Source organism: Nisaea sp. (assembly GCF_034670185.1).
GTDB lineage: Bacteria > Pseudomonadota > Alphaproteobacteria > Thalassobaculales > Thalassobaculaceae > Nisaea.
On record NZ_JAXMNY010000002.1, the window covers coordinates 90,077 to 109,019 of the forward strand.

Annotated in this window: 14 protein-coding genes; 7 read left to right on the forward strand and 7 right to left on the reverse strand. The window is 63.4% G+C overall.

From position 1 onward, the window contains the following. Positions 1-5 precede the first annotated feature (5 nt). Together VOI22_RS09995 and VOI22_RS10000 are read right to left on the reverse strand one after the other, a co-directional pair. Positions 6-1,055 (reverse strand): type III polyketide synthase, encoded by a 1,050-nt coding sequence (locus tag VOI22_RS09995; protein ID WP_323796377.1) that lies wholly within the window; start codon positions 1,053-1,055, stop codon positions 6-8. 105 nt (positions 1,056-1,160) lie between these two features. Continuing rightward, positions 1,161-2,015: an NAD(P)H-binding protein gene (locus VOI22_RS10000; protein ID WP_323796378.1), complete on the reverse strand. Its 855-nt coding sequence runs from the start codon at positions 2,013-2,015 to the stop codon at positions 1,161-1,163. Positions 2,016-2,140: 125 nt separating this feature from the next. Here VOI22_RS10000 and VOI22_RS10005 point away from each other — a divergent pair, with 125 nt between their 5' ends. Next, positions 2,141-2,797, forward strand: coding sequence for a TetR/AcrR family transcriptional regulator (locus VOI22_RS10005; protein ID WP_323796379.1), 657 nt, complete (start codon positions 2,141-2,143; stop codon positions 2,795-2,797). A 675-nt stretch (positions 2,798-3,472) separates the two neighbouring features. Then, positions 3,473-6,064, forward strand: a complete 2,592-nt coding sequence (locus tag VOI22_RS10010) for an SBBP repeat-containing protein (RefSeq protein WP_323796380.1) — start codon at positions 3,473-3,475, stop codon at positions 6,062-6,064. Between the two features lie 195 nt (positions 6,065-6,259). Here the strand turns inward: VOI22_RS10010 and VOI22_RS10015 are convergent, their stop codons facing one another. The 4 genes from VOI22_RS10015 to VOI22_RS10030 form a co-directional block, all read right to left on the reverse strand. Beyond that, a complete protein-coding gene (locus tag VOI22_RS10015) occupies positions 6,260-7,063 on the reverse strand; it encodes an SDR family NAD(P)-dependent oxidoreductase (protein ID WP_323796381.1) in 804 nt (267 codons plus the stop codon). A gap of 102 nt (positions 7,064-7,165) precedes the next feature. Further along, positions 7,166-7,819 carry an RraA family protein gene (locus tag VOI22_RS10020; protein WP_323796382.1) on the reverse strand — a complete coding sequence of 218 codons (654 nt, stop codon included), beginning with the start codon at positions 7,817-7,819 and terminating at the stop codon, positions 7,166-7,168. A gap of 31 nt (positions 7,820-7,850) precedes the next feature. Next, complete coding sequence (locus VOI22_RS10025) at positions 7,851-9,053, reverse strand: UxaA family hydrolase (protein ID WP_323796383.1); 1,203 nt, start codon at positions 9,051-9,053, stop codon at positions 7,851-7,853. After that, positions 9,050-9,346 carry a UxaA family hydrolase gene (locus VOI22_RS10030; protein ID WP_323796384.1) on the reverse strand — a complete coding sequence of 99 codons (297 nt, stop codon included), beginning with the start codon at positions 9,344-9,346 and terminating at the stop codon, positions 9,050-9,052. Before VOI22_RS10030 ends, VOI22_RS10025 begins: the two co-directional genes overlap by 4 nt. A gap of 354 nt (positions 9,347-9,700) precedes the next feature. Between VOI22_RS10030 and VOI22_RS10035 the strand changes: the two genes are divergently transcribed. Further along, a complete protein-coding gene (locus tag VOI22_RS10035; protein ID WP_323796385.1) occupies positions 9,701-12,388 on the forward strand; it encodes a DUF4347 domain-containing protein in 2,688 nt (895 codons plus the stop codon). Positions 12,389-12,400: 12 nt separating this feature from the next. Here VOI22_RS10035 and VOI22_RS10040 read toward each other — a convergent pair whose 3' ends face one another. Next, positions 12,401-14,815 (reverse strand): FAD-dependent oxidoreductase, encoded by a 2,415-nt coding sequence (locus VOI22_RS10040; protein WP_323796386.1) that lies wholly within the window; start codon positions 14,813-14,815, stop codon positions 12,401-12,403. 292 nt (positions 14,816-15,107) lie between these two features. On the opposite strand from VOI22_RS10040, the gene VOI22_RS10045 reads away from it, so the two are divergent. The 4 genes from VOI22_RS10045 to VOI22_RS10060 are packed head-to-tail and all read left to right on the forward strand — an operon-like array spanning position 15,108 to position 18,884. Continuing rightward, positions 15,108-16,154 carry an iron-siderophore ABC transporter substrate-binding protein gene (locus VOI22_RS10045; RefSeq protein ID WP_323796387.1) on the forward strand — a complete coding sequence of 349 codons (1,047 nt, stop codon included), beginning with the start codon at positions 15,108-15,110 and terminating at the stop codon, positions 16,152-16,154. Then, positions 16,151-17,134 (forward strand): iron ABC transporter permease, encoded by a 984-nt coding sequence (locus tag VOI22_RS10050; RefSeq protein ID WP_323796388.1) that lies wholly within the window; start codon positions 16,151-16,153, stop codon positions 17,132-17,134. Before VOI22_RS10045 ends, VOI22_RS10050 begins: the two co-directional genes overlap by 4 nt. Next, the gene (locus VOI22_RS10055; protein WP_323796389.1) at positions 17,131-18,108 is read left to right on the forward strand and encodes an iron ABC transporter permease; all 978 of its coding nucleotides are present in this window, start codon (positions 17,131-17,133) and stop codon (positions 18,106-18,108) included. Before VOI22_RS10050 ends, VOI22_RS10055 begins: the two co-directional genes overlap by 4 nt. Further along, positions 18,105-18,884 carry an ABC transporter ATP-binding protein gene (locus tag VOI22_RS10060; protein WP_323796390.1) on the forward strand — a complete coding sequence of 260 codons (780 nt, stop codon included), beginning with the start codon at positions 18,105-18,107 and terminating at the stop codon, positions 18,882-18,884. Before VOI22_RS10055 ends, VOI22_RS10060 begins: the two co-directional genes overlap by 4 nt. Positions 18,885-18,943: the final 59 nt, after the last annotated feature.

Below are 18,943 nucleotides of genomic sequence, written 5' to 3' on the forward strand. Positions count from 1 at the left end.
CCCGCTCACCCTTCCAGCACGGCAAAACCGGCAGTGAAACCGGGGCCGAGCGCCTGCACCAGCACCCGTTGGCCATCTATTCCATCCGCCCGCATACGCTCCAATACAAAGAACACGGTCGCCGCCGACATATTTCCATAGTCCCGCAGCACTGACCGGGAATCCTCAAGCCCGCCCTCAGGCAAATCGAAGGCTTCCTCCAGAGCGGCCGCAACCTTCGCGCCGCCCGGGTGGCAGGCGAACAGGTCAATGTCGGACAAGCTCAGTTTGTGAAGGGCCAGAAACCGGTCCACTTCGCTCCGCATTCCGGTCCGGACGATCTCCGGAATACGCGGGCTGAAGATCACGCCGAAACCGTCCTCCTCTACCGACCAGCCCATGACGTCGAGGGAGTCCGGCCAGGTATGCTCACCCCAGGCCGTGACAGCCGCGCCATCCTCGTCGCGCGCGCCGCGCAGCACCGCCGCCGCTGCACCATCGCCGAAGAGCGCGGTCGCGACCTGATTGGATTTACCGGTGTCGGACCAGCGGAAGGTCAGGCTGCACAGCTCGACCACCAGCAATAGGACCGTCTCCCCGTCCCCACTCGCAGCGAACTGCGCCGCCCGGCCAAGGCCGAGGACACCACCGGCGCAGCCAAGCCCGAACAGCGGCACCCGTTTCACATCGTCCCGGAAAACCAGCCTCCGCAGCATCCGCGCGTCCAGGCTCGGTGTCGCAATGCCCGTGCTGGAGACAACAATCAGCGTGTCCACGTCCGACGCGGCGAGACCGGCCTGCTCCAGTGCCCGGCCTGCGGCCTCGGCCAGAAGGTCCTCGGCGACCTCGAGATAGATCCGGTTCGCCTCGGACCAGCTGCGCGGCCTGGCGAACCAGTCGAGCGGTACGGACAGGTAGCGCGTCTCGACCCCGGCATTGCCATAGACCGGCGCCAAGCGGGCAAAGGCCGGCACCCGCTCTTCGAAGATCTGGCGGGCATGGGCAAGGGCATCGGCTTGCGACAGGCGGTGACGGGGCACGGCGGTCGCGACGCTGAGAAGCTTCGGATTAACCATGCTGTCAATGTGCGCCTGATCCTTCACACGACAAATGAAAAACCCGCGACGCATTTTGTCGCGGGGTTTTCATTCAGGCGCGGGACGGTTTTGGCAATCCAGCCCTCAGGCCAGTGCAGCCGTTTGAGCACCCCAGATGCCGGTCAGTGAGGTCCGCTTCGCATAATCTGTAAAACGACGAGGCGGACGGCCAAGCGCCTGGCTTACACCATCGGTCACATTGGCATTGCGACCGTCCAGGACGTTGGTGAAGAGGTAAAGGACGAGTGAAATCATATCTTCCGGCACGCCAGCCTGTTCCATCGCGGCCTTGTAATCTGCCGCCGGGATCTGCCGGTATCGAATCGGCCTCCCCGATGCAGCTGCGATACTGGCAACGGCTTCGGAAAAGTTCAGCAGCTCCGGGCCGGTGACCTCATAGAGTTTGCCTATATGTGCGGGATCGGTGAGGGCCGCCGCCGCCACATCGGCGATATCCTCGACGTCTATGAACGGCTCCTTCACATCGCCGATCGGCAGCGCGACCTCGCCCGTATTGATGGCATCGGCCAGGAAGGTCTCGCTGAAATTCTGGAAGAACCAGCTCGCCCGGACGATGGTCCAGTCGGCGCCCGAGGAGATCAGCATCTGTTCCGTCTGCTCGGCCTCTTCCTCGCCCCGGCCGGACAGAAGAACCATGCGCTTCACACCTGCGCGGAGCGCCGTCTCGACAAAGTCGCCGACCGTTTTCAGAGCGCCAGGAACAGCAAGATCCGGATGATAGGCGATGTAGATGGCCCGTGTTCCCTCGACCACAGGCGCCCAGGTTTCCGGCGCGTCCCAGTCGAACGGCAGCGCTGCTTCACGGGAGCCGATGCGAACCGGTTGCCCCTGCTCGATCAGCCGTCTCACCACCCGTTGCCCCGTCTTTCCCGTCCCGCCCAACACCAGGATCGGTGCCGTCTCGTCATATCTGTTCATCACGCTCTCCATAAATGTGAGGAATGCTCATATTTTTAAATCTGATAAACTCTCACATTTACCAAGTCAACGAAATTTGCTCTGATGCGGGCTGAGTTCACGGAGTGGTTATATCGAAAGAACTTATGACGAAAGAACTGCCGGATATGTCGCACGTCGCGCTGGAGCACATCTCGCTCCGGCGCATGCCCAATCAGGAGCGCAGCCGCGCACGTGTCGAGCACATGCTGAACTGCGCCATCAAAGTGATCGCAGAGAAGGGCAGCGAAGCGATGACGATGAGCGAGGTGGCCCGGCTCGCGGGCGTCTCCATCGGCTCGCTCTACCAGTATTTTCCGGACAAAAGCGCGATCATCCGGGCACTCGCAGAGCATTACGGTGCGGAGTGCCTCAAATGCATAAAGGACGGGCTGGCGGAAGCGGAAACGCTCGACGCGCTCTGCGATGCGCTGAACGAGCTGATCGACGTCTATTTCGGCCTGTTCCGGGCGGAACCGGTCATCCGGGACATCAATTCCGCTATGGGCGCGGACAAGACCCTGAGAGACCTGGAGATCGCGGAGAGCCGGAAGAGCGGCGAGGTTCTGACCGAGGCGCTTTGCCGTGTGGCGCCGGACCGCGACAGACAGAGGGCCGCCATGGCATGCTTCCTGATCATGCATCTCGGCGAGTCGACCATGCGGCTCGCGATCTCGATGGGCCCGGATGAAGGCGCGAAACTCGTCGATGTATATAAACACATGGCACTGAACGAGGTGCGCCGGGCCGGAACAGAGCGCTGACACGGCGCCGATGCGCCCGTTCCGACTTTTCGGCTCTATTCCATTATTCCCCTCTCGACAGGACGCCCGATTGACCACAGAAAGGCCCCGCAAACGGGGAGAGACAGATGACCGATACGGCCGGATCAGGGCCAGTTTGTGCTCGTAGGCCGCCTGGTCCCGCCGGCCCGCCAGGCATCCGCCGATATCCCGTCCGCATCGAATCACAGTCACTGTTTTCCCGTCAGCGTGAACGCGCTCACGCCATCGGTCCGGCGCGCCAAAAATCGATCAGGAATTGATCGCCATTCGAATGAATTGAATAATTTTTATTTATTCATATATGTGAATATAAAGTGCCCATTCGATTCGAATGTTCGACAACCTTGTTCGGGAAATGGGTGGCCTTCTCAACCGACTTTTCCACCCAAACCACTGACAACATACCGGTAACAGCAATCGGGAGACCTGAGATGAGAGCCAAGAGGAGTTTCCCGCTCATCGCCCCACCGGTGCATCTCAGGGGGGGTTCCCGTGTCCACGCCGCGGTGTGAAGCCCGTTTGGTCATTTCACCCTGATCCGGCGATCCACTCGCGGAAGCGGCGAAGATCCGTGCTGCAGAGACGGCCCCGGACCGTCGCGCCGCCCGAACGCAGCGAACTGATTGAACAATCGTACGACTGGATTGAGTTCCCATGGTGCAATTCGCGAACGGAGTGGGCGGAACAGGTGGTGACCAAGGCCGTTCAATCACGGTCGACAGCGGCGGCAACAGCTACGTCACGGGACGCTTTCAGGGAACGGTGGATTTCGACCCCCGCGCCGGGACTGCGAACCTGGCCAGCGCGGGCAACGACGATGTTTTCATTGCCAAGTACGACAGCAGCGGCGACCTGCTCTGGGCAAAAAACGTCGGCGGAACAAGCATTGATCGAGGCGAGTCGATCCAGGTCGACAGCAGCGGCAATAGCTATGTCACGGGATACTTCAGCGGCACGGCGGATTTCGATCCCGGCGCCGGGACCGCCAACCTGACAAGCGCGGGTTTCGACGCAGTTTTCATTGCCAAGTACGACAGCAGCGGCGACCTGCTCTGGGCAAAAAATGTCGGCGGTACATCTATTGACACAGGACAGTCGATCGCCATCGACAGTAGCGGCAACAGCTATGTCACGGGGGATTTCGGTGGCACGGCGGATTTCGACCCCGGCGCCGGGACCGCGAACCTGACCAGTGCCGGCGGGCAAGATGTATTCATTGCCAGGTACGACGCCAGCGGCGACCTGCTCTGGGCAAAAAACGTCGGCGGGACGAATGCCGACCTGGGCCATTCAATCACGGTCGACAGCAGCGGCAACAGCTATGTCACCGGACGCTTTCAGGGAACGGCGGATTTCGATCCCGGCGCCGGAACCGCCAACCTGACAAGCGCCGGATCGGAAGATGTATTCATTGCCAAATACGACAGCAGCGGCGATCTGGCCTGGGCAAAAAACGTTGGCGGGACAAACACCGATCGAGGTCATTCGATCCAGGTCGACAGCAGCGGCAACAGCTATGTCACGGGATACTTCAACGGCACGGCGGATTTCGACCCCGGCGCCGGGACCGCGAACCTGACCAGCGCCGGGTCGAGCGACGTCTTCATTGCCAAGTATGACAACGGCGGCGACCTGCTCTGGGCAAAGAATGTCGGCGGCACACTCAGTGACTATGGCCGATCGATTCAGGTCGATAGCAGCGGCAACAGTTACGTCACGGGGAGTTTCTCCGGCACGGCGGATTTCGATCCCGGCGCCGGGACCGTGAACCTGACAGCCGCCGGGCTTGAGGATGTTTTCATTGCCAAATACGGCAGCAACGGCGATCTGGTCTGGGCCAAAAGCGTCGGCGGAGCATCAGAGGACGTAGGCGAATCGATCAAGGTCGACAGCAGCGGCAACAGCTATGTCACGGGATATTTCCGTGACATAGCTGATTTTGACCCCGGATCCGGGACCGAGAACCTGACAAGCGCCGGGTCGACCGATGTTTTCCTGCTCAAGCTCGACAGCGACGGCAACTTCGTCTCGGTATCATCGGAAACACCGGACAGCGGCAGCGGTCTCACCGTAACCAACCGGTCGTCGGAAGACCTCGCCGGTTCGGCCACCGGACGCACGCTGGTGAACAATTCCGGCGAGGCCGCCAGCGGGACGCTGATCGAGAATACCGGCAACGGCAACGTCGTGACCGTCGTCCTTCCGGACAACATGTCGCTGACCATCTCCGGCCCGGCCAGCGCCGAGGTCAGTTCCCTCGCCCGGAGCACGCTGGCCGGGCAGATCCAGGACAGCGGCGCCGACCCGGCGAGCAAGAGCCTGCTCGACGGCCACGGCCAGAGTTTCTTCGACCATTACACCGACGCCATGTCCGTGGATGTGCGCTCGATCAGCTTCGCAACCACCGAAACCGGGGCGCAGACGGTCCAGTTCATCGGCTCGACGGGTGAATCCATCTACACAGAGGCTTTCGTCATCGATACTTCGGGTCTGCCTTCCGGCTCGACCCTGCAGCTCGACAATATCGAGTTCGCGGCCATCGTCGGAAATGCCTCGGTCACCGGTGGGGCCGGGCAGAACTACGTCGTTGGCGACGATGCGGTGCAGTTCATCTCGCTCGGCGCCGAGGACGATACGCTGGCCGGCGGCGGCGGCAACGACACCGTCGGCTCCAGCTGGGGCGAGGATGTCGTCTACGGCAACCAGGGCCAGGACTCGCTCTTCGGCGGCGGCGGCATGGACACACTCTATGGCGGCCAGGACGCCGATACGGTCCGGGGCGACAACGACGCGGACGTGCTCTACGGCAACAAGGGCGGCGACACTCTCTCGGGCGGAGAGAACGAGGACACGCTCTTTGGCGGCCGGAACAGCGATATCGTCTACGGCAACCAGGGCGCAGACCTGGTTGCCGGCAATACCGGCAACGACCAGCTCTATGGCGGTCAGGACAATGACTCCCTGTCTGGCGGTGCCGGCGACGACCTGCTGGCCGGCAACAAGGGCGACGACACGCTCAACGGTGGCGACGGTGCGGACACCTTCGTCTACGACTTTGGGGGTGGCGACGACGTGGTGACGGATTACGAGGTTGGAGCCGATGCGCTAAGCTTCACGGACGGGCTCAGCTACACGGCCACGGAGAGCGGTGGCAGCACCGTGTTGACCCTCTCCGACGGAGGAACGCTGATCCTGATCGGCGTCCAGCAGTCCCAGCTCGCTGCGGCAAGCGGGTGGGAGTTTTAGGTCCAACATCGCATTTCGCCGTCTTCTCGGGCCTGACCCAGGATCTCCCGGAAGACCGGGATCGATGTTCGAAAAGGTCCCGGCTCTTCGGCCTGGATGACACTGCCGGGTTCGAGATCGAGGAACGCTGGCAGCCGGGACCGGCAAAGGCGCTCTTCGTAAATCTCCCGCGAGCGCTAACGGCGCGATTTCCCCTCAGAGCCCGACCGGCGTTCCGCCGCTGATCGGCATGGCGATCCCGGTGATATATTCCGCCCGGGGCCCGGCCAGAAACGCAACGGCTTCAGCCACCTCTTCCGGCTCCCCGGCCCGGCGCATCGCTACCGTTTTGTAGCGCTCCAGCTTCACATCATCGATCGGGCGGCTGCTTTCACGGGCCAAACGTTCATTCGCCGCCGCATGCATGTCCGTTGCGATGAAGCCGGGGCAGACCACGTTGCAGCGAATGCCATCGACGCCGAACTCCGCCGCGACCGTCTTGGTCAGACCGACCAGCCCGTGTTTCATGGTGGTATAGGCGCCGAATCCGGCATCGGCACCGAGACTGCCGGTGGAGCCGATATTGACGATGCTGCCGCCACCGGACGCTTGCATCTCCGGGATCACCGCCTGGGTGAACATGGCCGGGCCTAGCAGGTTCACGGCAAAGCTCGCTTCCCATTCGTCCGGCTTTGTTTCCAGGAAAGGCGCCGACCCGCTCAGGGAGCCCGCATTGTTCACCAAAATGTCGATGCGGCCGAAATGCTCCCTCGCCAGCTTCACCGCGGTCTCGATATCTGATTTCCGGGTAACGTCGACCGCGACAGCCAGTGCCGCCCCCCCGGTAGCCGCGATCTCCGAGACGATATCCGCGAGCCGGTTCGATGTTTCAGGTATCCCGATGTCGCTGACGATGACAGAAGCCCCCTCCGCCGCCAGACGCAGGGCAACAGCCCGCCCAATCCCGCGCGGAGCGGACGCCCCGGTCACGATCGCAACCTTCCCGTCGAGTTCAGCCATGATCCATCCCGATTGATCGCCCCAAGAAGCAGCAGACGTGGGTGTGGCGAAGGCAACTGTCAATTGACGGGTGGATTTGCCTGAGAGGAAAGCCGTCGCGGCTTAGAACTTTCCGTATTTGAGGTAAGCTTCCTGTGGATCGGTTCCATTCAGGATCGCGGTGCGGACCTTGTTCTCGGTCGTGATCGCAGCCTCGGCCTTCTCCACAACCTCCTCGACGATTCCAGACGGCACGCGGATAAGCCCGTCGCGGTCTCCCAGCATGTAGTCGCCCGGTTCGATCACCACATCGCCGATCCGAACATCGACATCGGTCGCCGCCGGCAACCACCAGCCGACGATGTCCCGCGGGGTGAAGCCGCGCGACCAGGACTGGAAGCCGATATCGAGCAGGAAATTGACATCCCGGACGAACCCGTCGGCAACACAGCCGCGCACGCCCTTGTCCTTGAGTGTCTCGGCCGACAATTCTCCCATATGGGCGACCACCCGGTCGTTCGGCTGGCTGACCCAGACGGAACCGGCCGGCGCTTTCGACAACAGCCCGGTCCAGGCGAGCAGCGTCTCGTGCGCGTCGACCGTCGGGTCGACCTTGCCGAGAATTGTGAAGGCGGGGCCGGCCATCGCCTTTTCCGGCATGATCGGGCGCAGTTCAGGCGGCAGGGTGAAGTCCTTCAGGCCCATTGCCCGCATGACGTCGTGAACGACACCCGTATAGCAATTCTCCAACCGCTCCGTGATCGACGTGGCAGACATGTATTCTCCCCGGATTTTCCGTTTCTTGTTCTTATTCCGCCGCCGGCAGACAGGCCGGTCCGATCGGCTCGAATGACTTGTAGGTCAGGATGAACTCCTGATGCCCGAGTTCCTCCGACCGGGTCCGCGCGCCATCCGCAACGGCCAGCACCAGATCCCGGATTTCAGCTCCGACATCGTCCAGCTCCGCCGCCCCCTCCAGAATGCGCCCGGCATCCACGTCCATGTCATCCGCCATGCGCCGGTAAGTCTCCGGGTTGGCGCAAATCTTGATGACCGGAGAAATGGCGGAGCCGACAACCGACCCGCGCCCGGTGACGAACAGATTGATGTGGGCACCGCAGGCCATCAGCTCTGCGATTTCGGCATTGTCGTTGATATTCGGAAACCCGAACCGGACCTCCCCGTCCGGTACCACGTCGAGCAGATAAAGCCCGCCAGTCGGCGGGACGTCGCCCGGCTTCAGCAAGCCGACAATCGGCGAGGCGCCCGACTTGGCATAGGCGCCCATCGACTTTTCCTCGATGGTCGTCAGCCCGCCCGTGGCATTGCCCGCCGCGAAGGACCCGTATCCGAGGGTCGCGTAGTAACGTGCTGCCTTGGCCACGCTTTCTTCCAGCGCGACAGCGAGCGCCGGCGTCGCGGCACGGGCAGCCATGATATGCTCGCAGCCGATTAACTCACCGGTTTCCTCGAAGATGCAGGCGGCACCATCGCCGATCAGCATGTCGAATGCCCGGCCCGCCGCCGGGTTCCCGGTGATGCCGGACGTCCCATCGGAGCCGCCACAGATCGTGCCGATCACGAGTTCGTCCACACCCATGGGGACACGTTCGGCGTCTTCCAGTGCAGGCAGATGTTCGGCGATGAAGGAGGTCCCCTCCGCTATCGCCGACCGTGTGCCGCCGACCTGCTGGATGGTGATCGACTTCACCGGACGCCCAGTCGCCTCGATCTGCTCGCGCAACAGCCGGTTGTTGAAGGACTCGCAGCCGAGCGATATTAGAAGCGCCCCGCCAATATTCGGATGCGTGCAGAGCGCCTGCATCATCCGCTGCGCATACGCGTTCGGATAACAGCCGGGAAATCCGATCAGATGGACGTCGTGATTTCGGAACCCAAGCACGATCTCGCGCGCGACGTGATGAGCGCACTCGACCAGATACGCCACGACGAAGACATTCCGGATACCCTTGCGCCTGTCGCTCCTTGGATATCCGGTAAAGCCGCTCATCGCGTCTCCTCCGGCAGGCTATATGTCGGCGTGTAGTTGCTGCGGACATTGTGCACATGGACGTGTCCGCCTGCTTCAATGGGCATGGTTGCAACGCCGATCACGGCGCCGTATTTCAGGATTTCCTCGCCTTCGGAAATAGCCCGGCGGGCGACCTTGTGGCCGAGATTGAGGCTGCGGTCGGTTTTCACATGGCCCGGCTCGATATCGAACCGTTCACCCGCGGCAATGCCCTGGCGCAACACCAGAACATTGTCATCCTCATTCAGGAGCAGCAAGCGACGGTCGGTCATCGGTCGGCCTCAAATAGTAAACCCGGAAGCCTGTGCCCAGCCGAAAGATCGAGTCAACATCCCTACCGGGGTTTTCCACGGATGGCGCGATACATCCAGCTCGACGGATCGCATTTTCCAGAGGCCGACCGGCGTTTCGCCGCTGATCGGCACGGCGCATCGCCACCGTTTTGAAATGCTCCCGCTTCATCGCCACTCCACACCCAATTTCCAATTTTTCCAAAACGTTTTCCAATTTTTCCAAAGCGTTTTCCAAAAATTCCCATAATTCCAATATCTTGATACTCCCCACACCAGCATTGTGCGCTTCCCGAACTATCGCTTCATCTTTCAGAGCCAGCGGGTACGTGAAGTATGAACCAGAACACGCGCTATATCTTTATCGACCCTGCAGTCCGTGACGCCGGTCTCCTGACTGCCAGCCTGCGGACCGGAACCGAGATACACCGGCTCGCCGCTTCGGGCGATCCGCTGGCGGAAATCGCGGCGCTGCTGTCCGGCACGTCGGACGTCAGCCATCTCTCGATCCTGGCGCACGGCGCCCCCGGCGCCGTCGAACTCTCGGGACAGCGCATCGACAGCGCGGAGCTGAAGGCCAACCGGCACAATCTTGACCGCATCCGGGACGCGCTTGCGCCCGGTGCTGAACTGGCGCTGATCTCCTGCGAGACCGGTGCCGGACACGCCGGATCGGAACTGGTCGAAACCTTCGAGCAGGCGCTAGGCATCACCGTGCACGCCTCCACGAGACCGCTTGGCGGCGATGCCGGATGGACGGGTCTACCGGTCGCGGTCGCACTTTTCACAGCCGATGCACTGCATGCCTATCCCGAACGGCTTGCCGTGACAGGGACGCCCTCCACCGGTGACGACACACTGACCAGCGATGGCGACGCGGACGATATCGACGCGCTGGCCGGCAACGACCTCATCATCGGCAATGGTGGCAACGATACGATCACCGGTGGCGACGGCAACGATACGATCTCTGGCGGCCTGGGTGACGACCTCGTCTACGGCAATGCCGACAACGACGCTCTTAGCGGCGATGGTGGCAACGACACGCTCTATGGCGGCGAGGGCAATGACTCGCTCCGGGCCGGGACCGGCAGCGACGTGCTTTTCGGCGGCGACGGCAACGATACGCTCGGGTCTTCGCTCGAGTCCGACACCAGTGCCGACACCTATTACGGCGGGGCCGGGGACGATTTCAGCTCGGGCTTCATCTTCAATACCGGCGCGGTGTTCTATGGCGGCGATGGCAACGACACCGTCCAGGGCCCGGGCGGCTCCGGCACCGGAACCACCACCGGGGCGGTGCTATACGGCGATGCCGGCGACGATTGGATCCACTCGGACGACGGCCCGGACACGATATATGGCGGCACCGGCAACGACACGCTCTACGGCGACGACGGCGGAGGCAAGGCTCTCAACCTGCTCTATGGCGACGAAGGCAACGACGTTATCTATGCCGGAGCGAAAGCCGACGACGGCGGCGGGGGAGCTGGGAACACGCTCTATGGCGGCGTGGGCGACGACACCCTCTACGGGGGCAGTGACAGAGACATTCTCGTCGGCGGATCCGGCGCAGACCTCTTCGCGGGCGCGTCCTTTGGCGCAGTCTCAAACCTGAACGGCGACACCATCTACGGCCTCGAGATCGGCGACTCGATCTATGTGAAAAGCACGGATCTGAGCTCCCTCAACGGGTCTATCGTCGGCAGCTCGATCAGCCTCGGCGGCTCGAACGCGGTGAATATCGCGAACGCGTCCGGCAGCCTGCAGATCTCCGTCTCTTATGACGGCACGAACTCCACCCTGACCTTCTCCAACGCGCCGCAATCCTCCGGCAACAGCGGGTTGACGAAAACCGGCCAGAGCTCCGGCGACAGCTCCGGCACGGAGACCAGCCATACGCTGACAAACAATACCGGGTCGGCCGCGAGCGGCGTGCTGATCTCGGACACCGGTAGCGGCAATACCGTCACCGTCACCCTACCGGCCGGACTCTCCCTGACGAACAGCGGCACCGGCACGGCGGTCAGCGGCGATGCGGCGGGAATCACATTCACAAGCCAGATCCAGGGATCCGGCACTTCAACCACGAACCAGACCTTCATCGACAGCCACGGCCAGGCCTTCGTGAACAGCCTTGGCGGAGCCCCGGTTGATATCCGGACCATCACCTTTTCAGACAGCAGCGGATCGCAGCAGACAATCCAGTTCACCGGTACTTCCTCGGGCAGCGGCGAGGCCTTCATCATCGACACCTCCGGCCTTGCACCCGGCTCGACCCTGCAGCTCGACCATATCGACTTCGCCGCCATCCTTGGCAACGCCACCGTCATCGGCGGCGACGGCACGAACTATGTCGTCGGCGACGATGCCGTCCAATTCGTCTCGCTCGGCAACGGGAACGACACAATCGCCGGAGGCGGCGGCAACGACACGCTCGGCTCCAGCTTCGGCGAGGACCTGATCTACGGCAACCAGGGGGCGGATTCGATCTTCGGTGGTGGCGGCATGGACACGCTCTATGGCGGACAGGGCGCGGACATCGTGAACGGCGGCAACGACGCGGACATGCTCTACGGCAACAAGGGCGCGGACACGCTGTCCGGCGGCGGCGGCCTGGACCTGCTCTATGGCGGCCAGGGCAACGACATGGTCTACGGCAATGCCGGCGCCGACACGCTGTTCGGCAATCTCGGCGACGACGCGCTCTATGGCGGACAAGGCAACGACGCGCTTGCCGGCGGGGAGGGCAATGATCTGATCTGCGGCAATGCGGGCGACGACACGCTCTCCGGCGGGGCCGGCGCAGACACCTTCGTCTTCAGCTTCGGCGGCGGCAACGAGACGGTGACGGATTTCCAGGCCGGCACCGACACGCTGGCGCTTGAGGCCGGGCTCGATGTCAACGGCGGAGTGGAGAGCGGCGGCAACACCACCGTCACCTTCTCCGACGGCGGCACCGTGACCGTCATCGGGGTCAACAAGACCGACCTCGCCGCCGCAACCGGCTGGGAGCTTGGGTAGCACTCCTCGCCGTCACCCCCGCATCAGCTTGCCAATCGGGTCGTGCAGCGGCGAGTCCACCCGGTGCGCCTTCAGGATCCTGCCGAGGATTTCGACCTCGAAGCCTTCCGTCTTGTCGGCGAACGCCTTCGGCACGTAACCGATGGCGATGCTCTTGCCTGTCGAGTGGCCATAGCCTCCCGATGTCACCCAGCCGATGGCTTTGCCGTCATGGAAGATCGGCTCGTCGGCGATCGGATCGATCTCCTCGACATCGATGGTCAGCGTGATCAGCCGGTAGGTGCCGCCTGTCTCTTTCTCCGCGACCAGCGCATCGCGGCCGATAAAGCTGTTCTTCGACATGTCGACGAAGCGGTCCAGCCCGGCCTCGAAGGGTGAATAATCCGGCGTGAATTCCGCCCGGAAACCGCCAAAGCTCTTTTCCAGACGTAGGGAATTGAGCGCCCTGCCGCCGAAATGCTTCAGCCCGAATTCCGCACCCGCCGAGACCAGCATGTCATAGAGCGTGATCAGATAATCCGGCTTCACCCAGATCTCGTAGCCGCGCTCGCCGGTGAAGGAAACCCGGCCGACCATGGCATTCAGCATGCCGAGATTCATCTCCCGGAAAGACATGAACGGCATTGCCTTGGTGGAAACATCCTCATGCGTCAGTTTCGCCATCAGGTCAGCCGATTTCGGCCCGGCGATTGAGAGGCCGACCAGTTCCTGACAGCGGCTCCGGATGGCAACGCCGGTCTCCGGCAGGTGATCCCAGAACCAGCGCAGGTGGAACATTTCCGCGATGCCGGAGCCGAAGATCATGAACCGGTCGTCGGCCAGCTTGGCGACGGTGAAATCGCCGATGATCTTGCCCTGGCGATTGAGCATCGGGGTCAGCGCCATGCGGCCGGTGCGCGGCATCTTGTTTGCCATCAGCTCCGATAGCCAGGCTTCCGCGCCCTCGCCCATGACCTCGTATTTGGCGAAGCTGGAAATCTCGATCATGCCAACGCCGGTGCGCACAGCCTTGCATTCCTCCGCCACCGGGCCGAAAGCGTTGGAGCGGCCGAAGGTCACATTCTCCACCGGCTCCATGCCTTCCGGCGCGAACCAGAGAGCATGTTCCAACCCGTAGGACGCGCCGAACACGGCATTCTGCGCTGCCAGCCGGTCATAGATCGCCGTTTTGCGCAGCGGACGGCCCGCCGGCAGTTCCTCGTTCGGGAAAGTGATGGAGAAGCGGCGGGAGTAGTTTTCCTTCACCTTCTCGTAGGTATAGCCCTTTGTCGCGTAGGAGCCGAAGCGGGCGCAATCCATGGCGTAGATATCCATGTCCGGCTCGCCCTCGATCATCCACTGGGCGAGCGCGAGACCGACGCCGCCACCCTGGCTGAACCCGGCCATGACACCGCAGGCGAGATACATGTTCTTGAGGCCCGGCACCGGGCCGACCAGCGGGTTGCCGTCCGGCGCGAAGGTGAACGGCCCGTTGATCATCGACTTCACCCCTGCATTGGCCAGGAACGGGAAATGCTGGTAGGCGATATCGAGAGACGGCGCGATCCGGTCGAGATCCGGTTGCAGCAGCTCATGCCCGAAATCCCACGGTGTCTGGTGCGGCGACCATGGCACGCAAGCTTTCTCGTAGGTGCCAAGCAGGAAGCCCTGGCCTTCCTGACGGGTATAAAGCTCGGCTTCAAAATCGATCAGGTGCGGCAGCTCGGCATCCAGCGCCTTAATTTCATCCAGCGCCTCGGTGATCAGGTAATGGTGCTCCATCGCCAGCACGGGCAGCTCAAGCCCGACCATGCGGCCGATCTCGCGGGCCCAGAGGCCGCCCGCATTCACCACTTTCTCGCAGCGGATCGTGCCCTTGTCGGTAACCACCGACCAGCCGCCATCCTTTTCCGCCACGAGTTCCTCGACCTTGGTGTGGCGGTAGATCTCCGCACCGCCCTTGCGGGCCGAGATGGCATAGGCGTTGGTCACGCCGGAAGGATCGACATGGCCCTCGTTCGGGTCGTAGACGGCGCCGGTGAAGTGACTGGCATCGACCAGCGGATGCAGGCGCTGCGCCTCGTCGAGGGAGATGAAGTCAATATCGAGGCCCATATATTTGCCCTTGGCGACCATCGTCTTCAGATAGTCGAGGCGCTCGGGCGTCCCCGCCGCCATGATCCCGCCGGACAGATGCACGCCGGTCGCCTGGCCGGAAATCTCCTCGATCTCCTTGTACAGATCGATGGTGTATTTCTGCAGCTTGGTGACGTTCGGGTCGCTGTTCAGCGTGTGCATGCCGCCCGCCGCATGCCAGGTCGAGCCCGATGTCAGCTCGCTGCGCTCCACCAGGACCACGTCTTTCCAGCCCAGTTTGGTCAGGTGATAGAGAACGCTGCAGCCAACGACGCCCCCGCCGATAACAACGACTTGCGCATGCGATTTCATCGATTATCTCCCCTCGGCACCGGCGCGCCCGGCGACCTTGACTCTGACACTAGTGCATCAGGCTCAACGACGCGAAGCGCGCCGGGCGGCGACATTGAGCACGGAGGTTTCGTCGGAAATTGAGCATTGGGCGGAGAGAGGGGCGCGTTGCCCAGTCGCGATTGACTTGCATTCGCATTTTCCATAGACCTACGCGCATTATCGAACGAATTCAGCCGTATATCTTTGGCAATGCCAGTGCCTGCCTACCTTTGGCAATGCCACTGCCCGAAGGGCCTGCAGGAGACGAGACGTGGACGACGCGGGAAAGAACAGCAGGACGGCGTCGCCTTCCTTTATCCAGCCGAGCCGCCGTGCCCTGCTGGCCGGCTGCGGGCTGCTCCTCTCAAGCCTCGCCGCACCGCCCGTCTTCGCGTCAGAACAGGAACTCCGCTTCAAACATGCGTTCGGCAAAACCGTTCTGCCTAAACCGGCCAAACGGGTGGTCTCACTCGGCTACACGACACACGATCCCCTACTCGCGCTCGGCACCGTCCCGGTTGGAATCCGCGAATGGTACGGAAACCTGCCCTATGGCGTCTGGCCCTGGGCAACACCGTTCCTCGGCGATGGAAAGCCAACACTGATATCCGGCGAGGTCTCAGTGGAAATCGTCGCCTCGCTCGCACCCGACCTGATCGTCGGCATTGGCTCCGGTATCTCCCGGGCGGAATACGATCTGCTCTCGCAAATAGCGCCGGTGCTCATGCAACCGGACGGCAATGACGCATACGGCACGCCGTGGGATGTGGTGACGCGCATTCTCGGCCGGGCCACCGGCAAGGCCGAGCAGGCGGAGCACTTGATCGCCGAGACCAGAGGCGCCTTTGCCGGCGCCCGGCAAGCCCACCCGGAATGGGAAGGAAAGACGGCTGTTTGCGCCTATCATTATAGCGGCGAGACCGGCGCGTTCGTCGGTACCGACACGCGGGCGACCTTCCTGAAGGAGCTGGGCTTTACCGCGCCCGATGCGATCGCCAGCCTGTCGGCGCCGGACTCGTTCTTTGCCCGGCTCTCGCCGGAAGATCTGTCCCCGCTCGATGCCGATTTGCTGATCTGGATATCCTCTCAGGAAAAGGCACCGGACATTGTCGCCCTGCCCATGCGCAAGACCCTGAACGCCCATTGGCAGGGACGCGAGGTCTTCGCGGGGCCGCTCATCGCCGGCGCCCTGTCATTCGGCAGCGTTCTGTCCCTGCCTTTTGCCCTGACGGCGCTTGAAGGCTATATCGCCCTTGCCCTCGACGGCAGCACAGAGACGCCCGTGCCTTCAAGCGTCAAGGCCGGGCTGACACGGTGAGATTTGCCCTTCCCGTCCTGCTGCTGGTTTGCGCCGTCATCGCGACTCTCGCCGCCGGTGTGCGCTCTGTTCCCGTGCCGGAGATCTGGCACGCCCTGATCGCGTTCGACCCGATGAACCCTCTGCATATCGTGGTCCGGGATATCCGCCTGCCGCGCCTGATCGCCGGACTGGCGGCGGGTGCGAGCCTGGGGGTGGCCGGGTCCGTCATGCAATCGCTCACCCGCAACCCGCTGGCGGACCCCGGCCTGATGGGCGTCAATGCGGGCGCCGCCTTCACCATCGTTCTGGGCGCTTTCCTGCTTGGCCGGGCGGATGGCGGTTTCATCGCCGCCCTGTCCTTTCCCGGCGCCGCCCTGGCATCGCTCGGCGTGTTCGCCATCGGCGGGGGCTTGCGCGGCGAGACAGGCCCGGTCCGGTTGACGCTCGCCGGGATCGCCCTCAATGCACTGCTGATGTCGCTGGTCTCCGCCATCGTGCTGACGCGGACCGAAGCGCTGGAAGTCTTCCGCTTCTGGGCCGCCGGATCGCTCGCCCAGGCCAATGTGCGTCCGCTGCTGGAAATGAGCGCCATTGCCGCCCTCGGCGCCGGGTTTGCCTTGCTGCTGGCACCGAGGCTGGAAGCCCTCGCCCTCGGCACCGGACTTGCCAAGGGTCTCGGTACAAAGCCGGGCCGTATTCAGCTCGGCGCGCTGGCTGTCCTGACCCTGCTGACGGGCGCCGCCGTTTCGATCGCCGGTCCGATTGCCTTCCTCGGCCTGATGGTGCCGCCGCTCGCCCGCCGCATCAGCGGCCACAACCTGCGCATGGAGCTCCTCGTCTCCGCCCTCTTCGGCGCCACCATCCTGCTCTTGGCCGATACCGCCGGGCGCCTGCTGGTCGCCCCGACTGAAATCCGCGTCGGCATCATGACTGCCCTGATCGGTGCGCCGGTCTTTATCTGGATCGCCCGGCGCCTGCGGCCGGGGGCGCTGACATGAAGGGCACATTCCTCATCATCGTGCTGCTGCTGCTCGCGGTCCTGCTCGGCCTTTCCATAGGCCAGGTCATGATCGGCCCGGCCGCGCTCTGGGACGGGCTCTGGCACGGCTCCGGGCCCGGCGCGCTGTTCCTCCGGGTACTGCGCGGCCCCGGCGTCGGAACGGCGCTCGGCGCTGGCGCGGTGCTCGGCATGTCCGGTGCGATCTTCCAGATTTTGCTGCGCAACCCGCTGGCCTCGCCGGACGTCATGGGTTTCACCTCCGGTGCCGGGCTGGCCGCGATCTGGGGCGTGTCCGCCGGAATCGCCCTGCCCATCCCGCTGTTCTCCGCCATCGGCGGGCTGGCTGCCGCCGGCGCCGTCATCTTCCTCGCCTCGGGCCGGAGCGGGGCGCATGCGGCCCTGACGCTGATCCTTGTCGGTCTCGGGGTCGGCTTCTTCGCCGCCGCCGCCAGCAGTTTCATCATGACCCGCCTGCCGCATCATGAAGCCACCGAGGCGCAGCGCTGGCTGACTGGATCGCTTGCCGCCAGAAACTGGGACCACGTGTGGCAGGTCTTCGGTCTCGGCGCGGCCCTGACCCTTGCCCTCGCCTTACAGACACGCTCCCTCGCCCTGCTGGAGCTGGGGGACGATCTCGCCGCCGGGCTGGGCATACGGATCTCCCTGTCGCGCGGACTGCTGGCCGTGACCGGCGTGTTGCTGGCCGCAACCGGCGTCGCCGTCGCCGGGCCGCTGCCCTTCATCGCCCTGATGGCCGCCCCCCTGGGCGCGAGACTGACCGGCGCACGGCATCCGGCGGGCAAACTGGCTTCGGCCGCCGTCGCGGGTGCCATCATCACGGTGCTGGCCGATCTGGCCTCAAGGGCAGCCATACCCGGCCTGCAACTGCCGGTCGGGGTGATGACGGGCATCTTGGGGGCGCCCTATCTGATTTGGCTTCTGCTACGAGAAATGGAGACGGGGGACCTGTGACGCACACCGTTCTGAAAACCGAAGACCTGACCCTCGGCTATGGCGACAAAGCCGTGATCGCGGATCTGTCTCTTGCCTTCCCGGACAGGCAGGCAACCTCCATTCTGGGCCCGAACGGCTGCGGAAAATCCACCCTGCTCCGCGCCCTTGCCAGATTGCTCCGCCCATCCCGAGGGACCGTCACCCTGGATGGAGAGGATGTGTTCTCGCTCGACACACGGGCGCTGGCCCGGCGATTGGCGATCCTGCCGCAAGCGCCAAACGCACCGGACGGCATCACCGTCATGGAGCTGATCAAGCGCGGCCGGACGCCGTGGCGCGGGTTGCTTGCGGCCTGGAGCGCGCAGGATCTGGAAAAATGCACCGCCGCCCTGCGTCATGTCGGTCTGGAAGACCAGATAGACCGTCCGCTGAACACGCTGTCCGGCGGGCAGCGACAGCGGGCCTGGATCGCGCTGGTGCTGGCACAGGACACGCCCTACCTGCTGCTGGACGAGCCGACAACATGGCTCGATCTGCGCCACCAGCTTGAAGTCCTTAAGCTATTGCAGGAGCGTAACCGACACCACAGCACCACGGTCATCACTGTGCTGCATGACCTCAATCTCGCGGCCCGCTATTCGGATCATCTGGTCCTGCTCGGCCCCGACGGGCTGGTTGCCACCGGCACGCCGGATGCTGTTCTGAGCGAAGAGAACCTGCACCGGGCCTTCGGGCTCGACGCATTGGTCACACCCGATCCCGTCACCGGCACACCAATTGTGGTCCCGCGTTGATGAGCCCCGATTGATATCTGGGACTTTGCCTTATCTTCTTCAGGGTTTACCCTGCCATA

What these genes read in the sequence shown, in the direction of transcription:
- VOI22_RS10020 (WP_323796382.1), bottom strand. Translation starts at nt 7,819, where the DNA reads ATGTCTGCCACGTCGATCACGGAGCGGTTGGAGAATTGCTATACGGGT.
- VOI22_RS10030 (WP_323796384.1), bottom strand. Translation starts at nt 9,346, where the DNA reads ATGACCGACCGTCGCTTGCTGCTCCTGAATGAGGATGACAATGTTCTG.
- VOI22_RS09995 (WP_323796377.1), bottom strand. Translation starts at nt 1,055, where the DNA reads ATGGTTAATCCGAAGCTTCTCAGCGTCGCGACCGCCGTGCCCCGTCAC.
- VOI22_RS10040 (WP_323796386.1), bottom strand. Translation starts at nt 14,815, where the DNA reads ATGAAATCGCATGCGCAAGTCGTTGTTATCGGCGGGGGCGTCGTTGGC.
- VOI22_RS10035 (WP_323796385.1), top strand. Translation starts at nt 9,701, where the DNA reads ATGAACCAGAACACGCGCTATATCTTTATCGACCCTGCAGTCCGTGAC.
- VOI22_RS10055 (WP_323796389.1), top strand. Translation starts at nt 17,131, where the DNA reads ATGAAGGGCACATTCCTCATCATCGTGCTGCTGCTGCTCGCGGTCCTG.
- VOI22_RS10010 (WP_323796380.1), top strand. Translation starts at nt 3,473, where the DNA reads ATGGTGCAATTCGCGAACGGAGTGGGCGGAACAGGTGGTGACCAAGGC.
- VOI22_RS10000 (WP_323796378.1), bottom strand. Translation starts at nt 2,015, where the DNA reads ATGAACAGATATGACGAGACGGCACCGATCCTGGTGTTGGGCGGGACG.
- VOI22_RS10015 (WP_323796381.1), bottom strand. Translation starts at nt 7,063, where the DNA reads ATGGCTGAACTCGACGGGAAGGTTGCGATCGTGACCGGGGCGTCCGCT.
- VOI22_RS10005 (WP_323796379.1), top strand. Translation starts at nt 2,141, where the DNA reads ATGACGAAAGAACTGCCGGATATGTCGCACGTCGCGCTGGAGCACATC.
- VOI22_RS10025 (WP_323796383.1), bottom strand. Translation starts at nt 9,053, where the DNA reads ATGAGCGGCTTTACCGGATATCCAAGGAGCGACAGGCGCAAGGGTATC.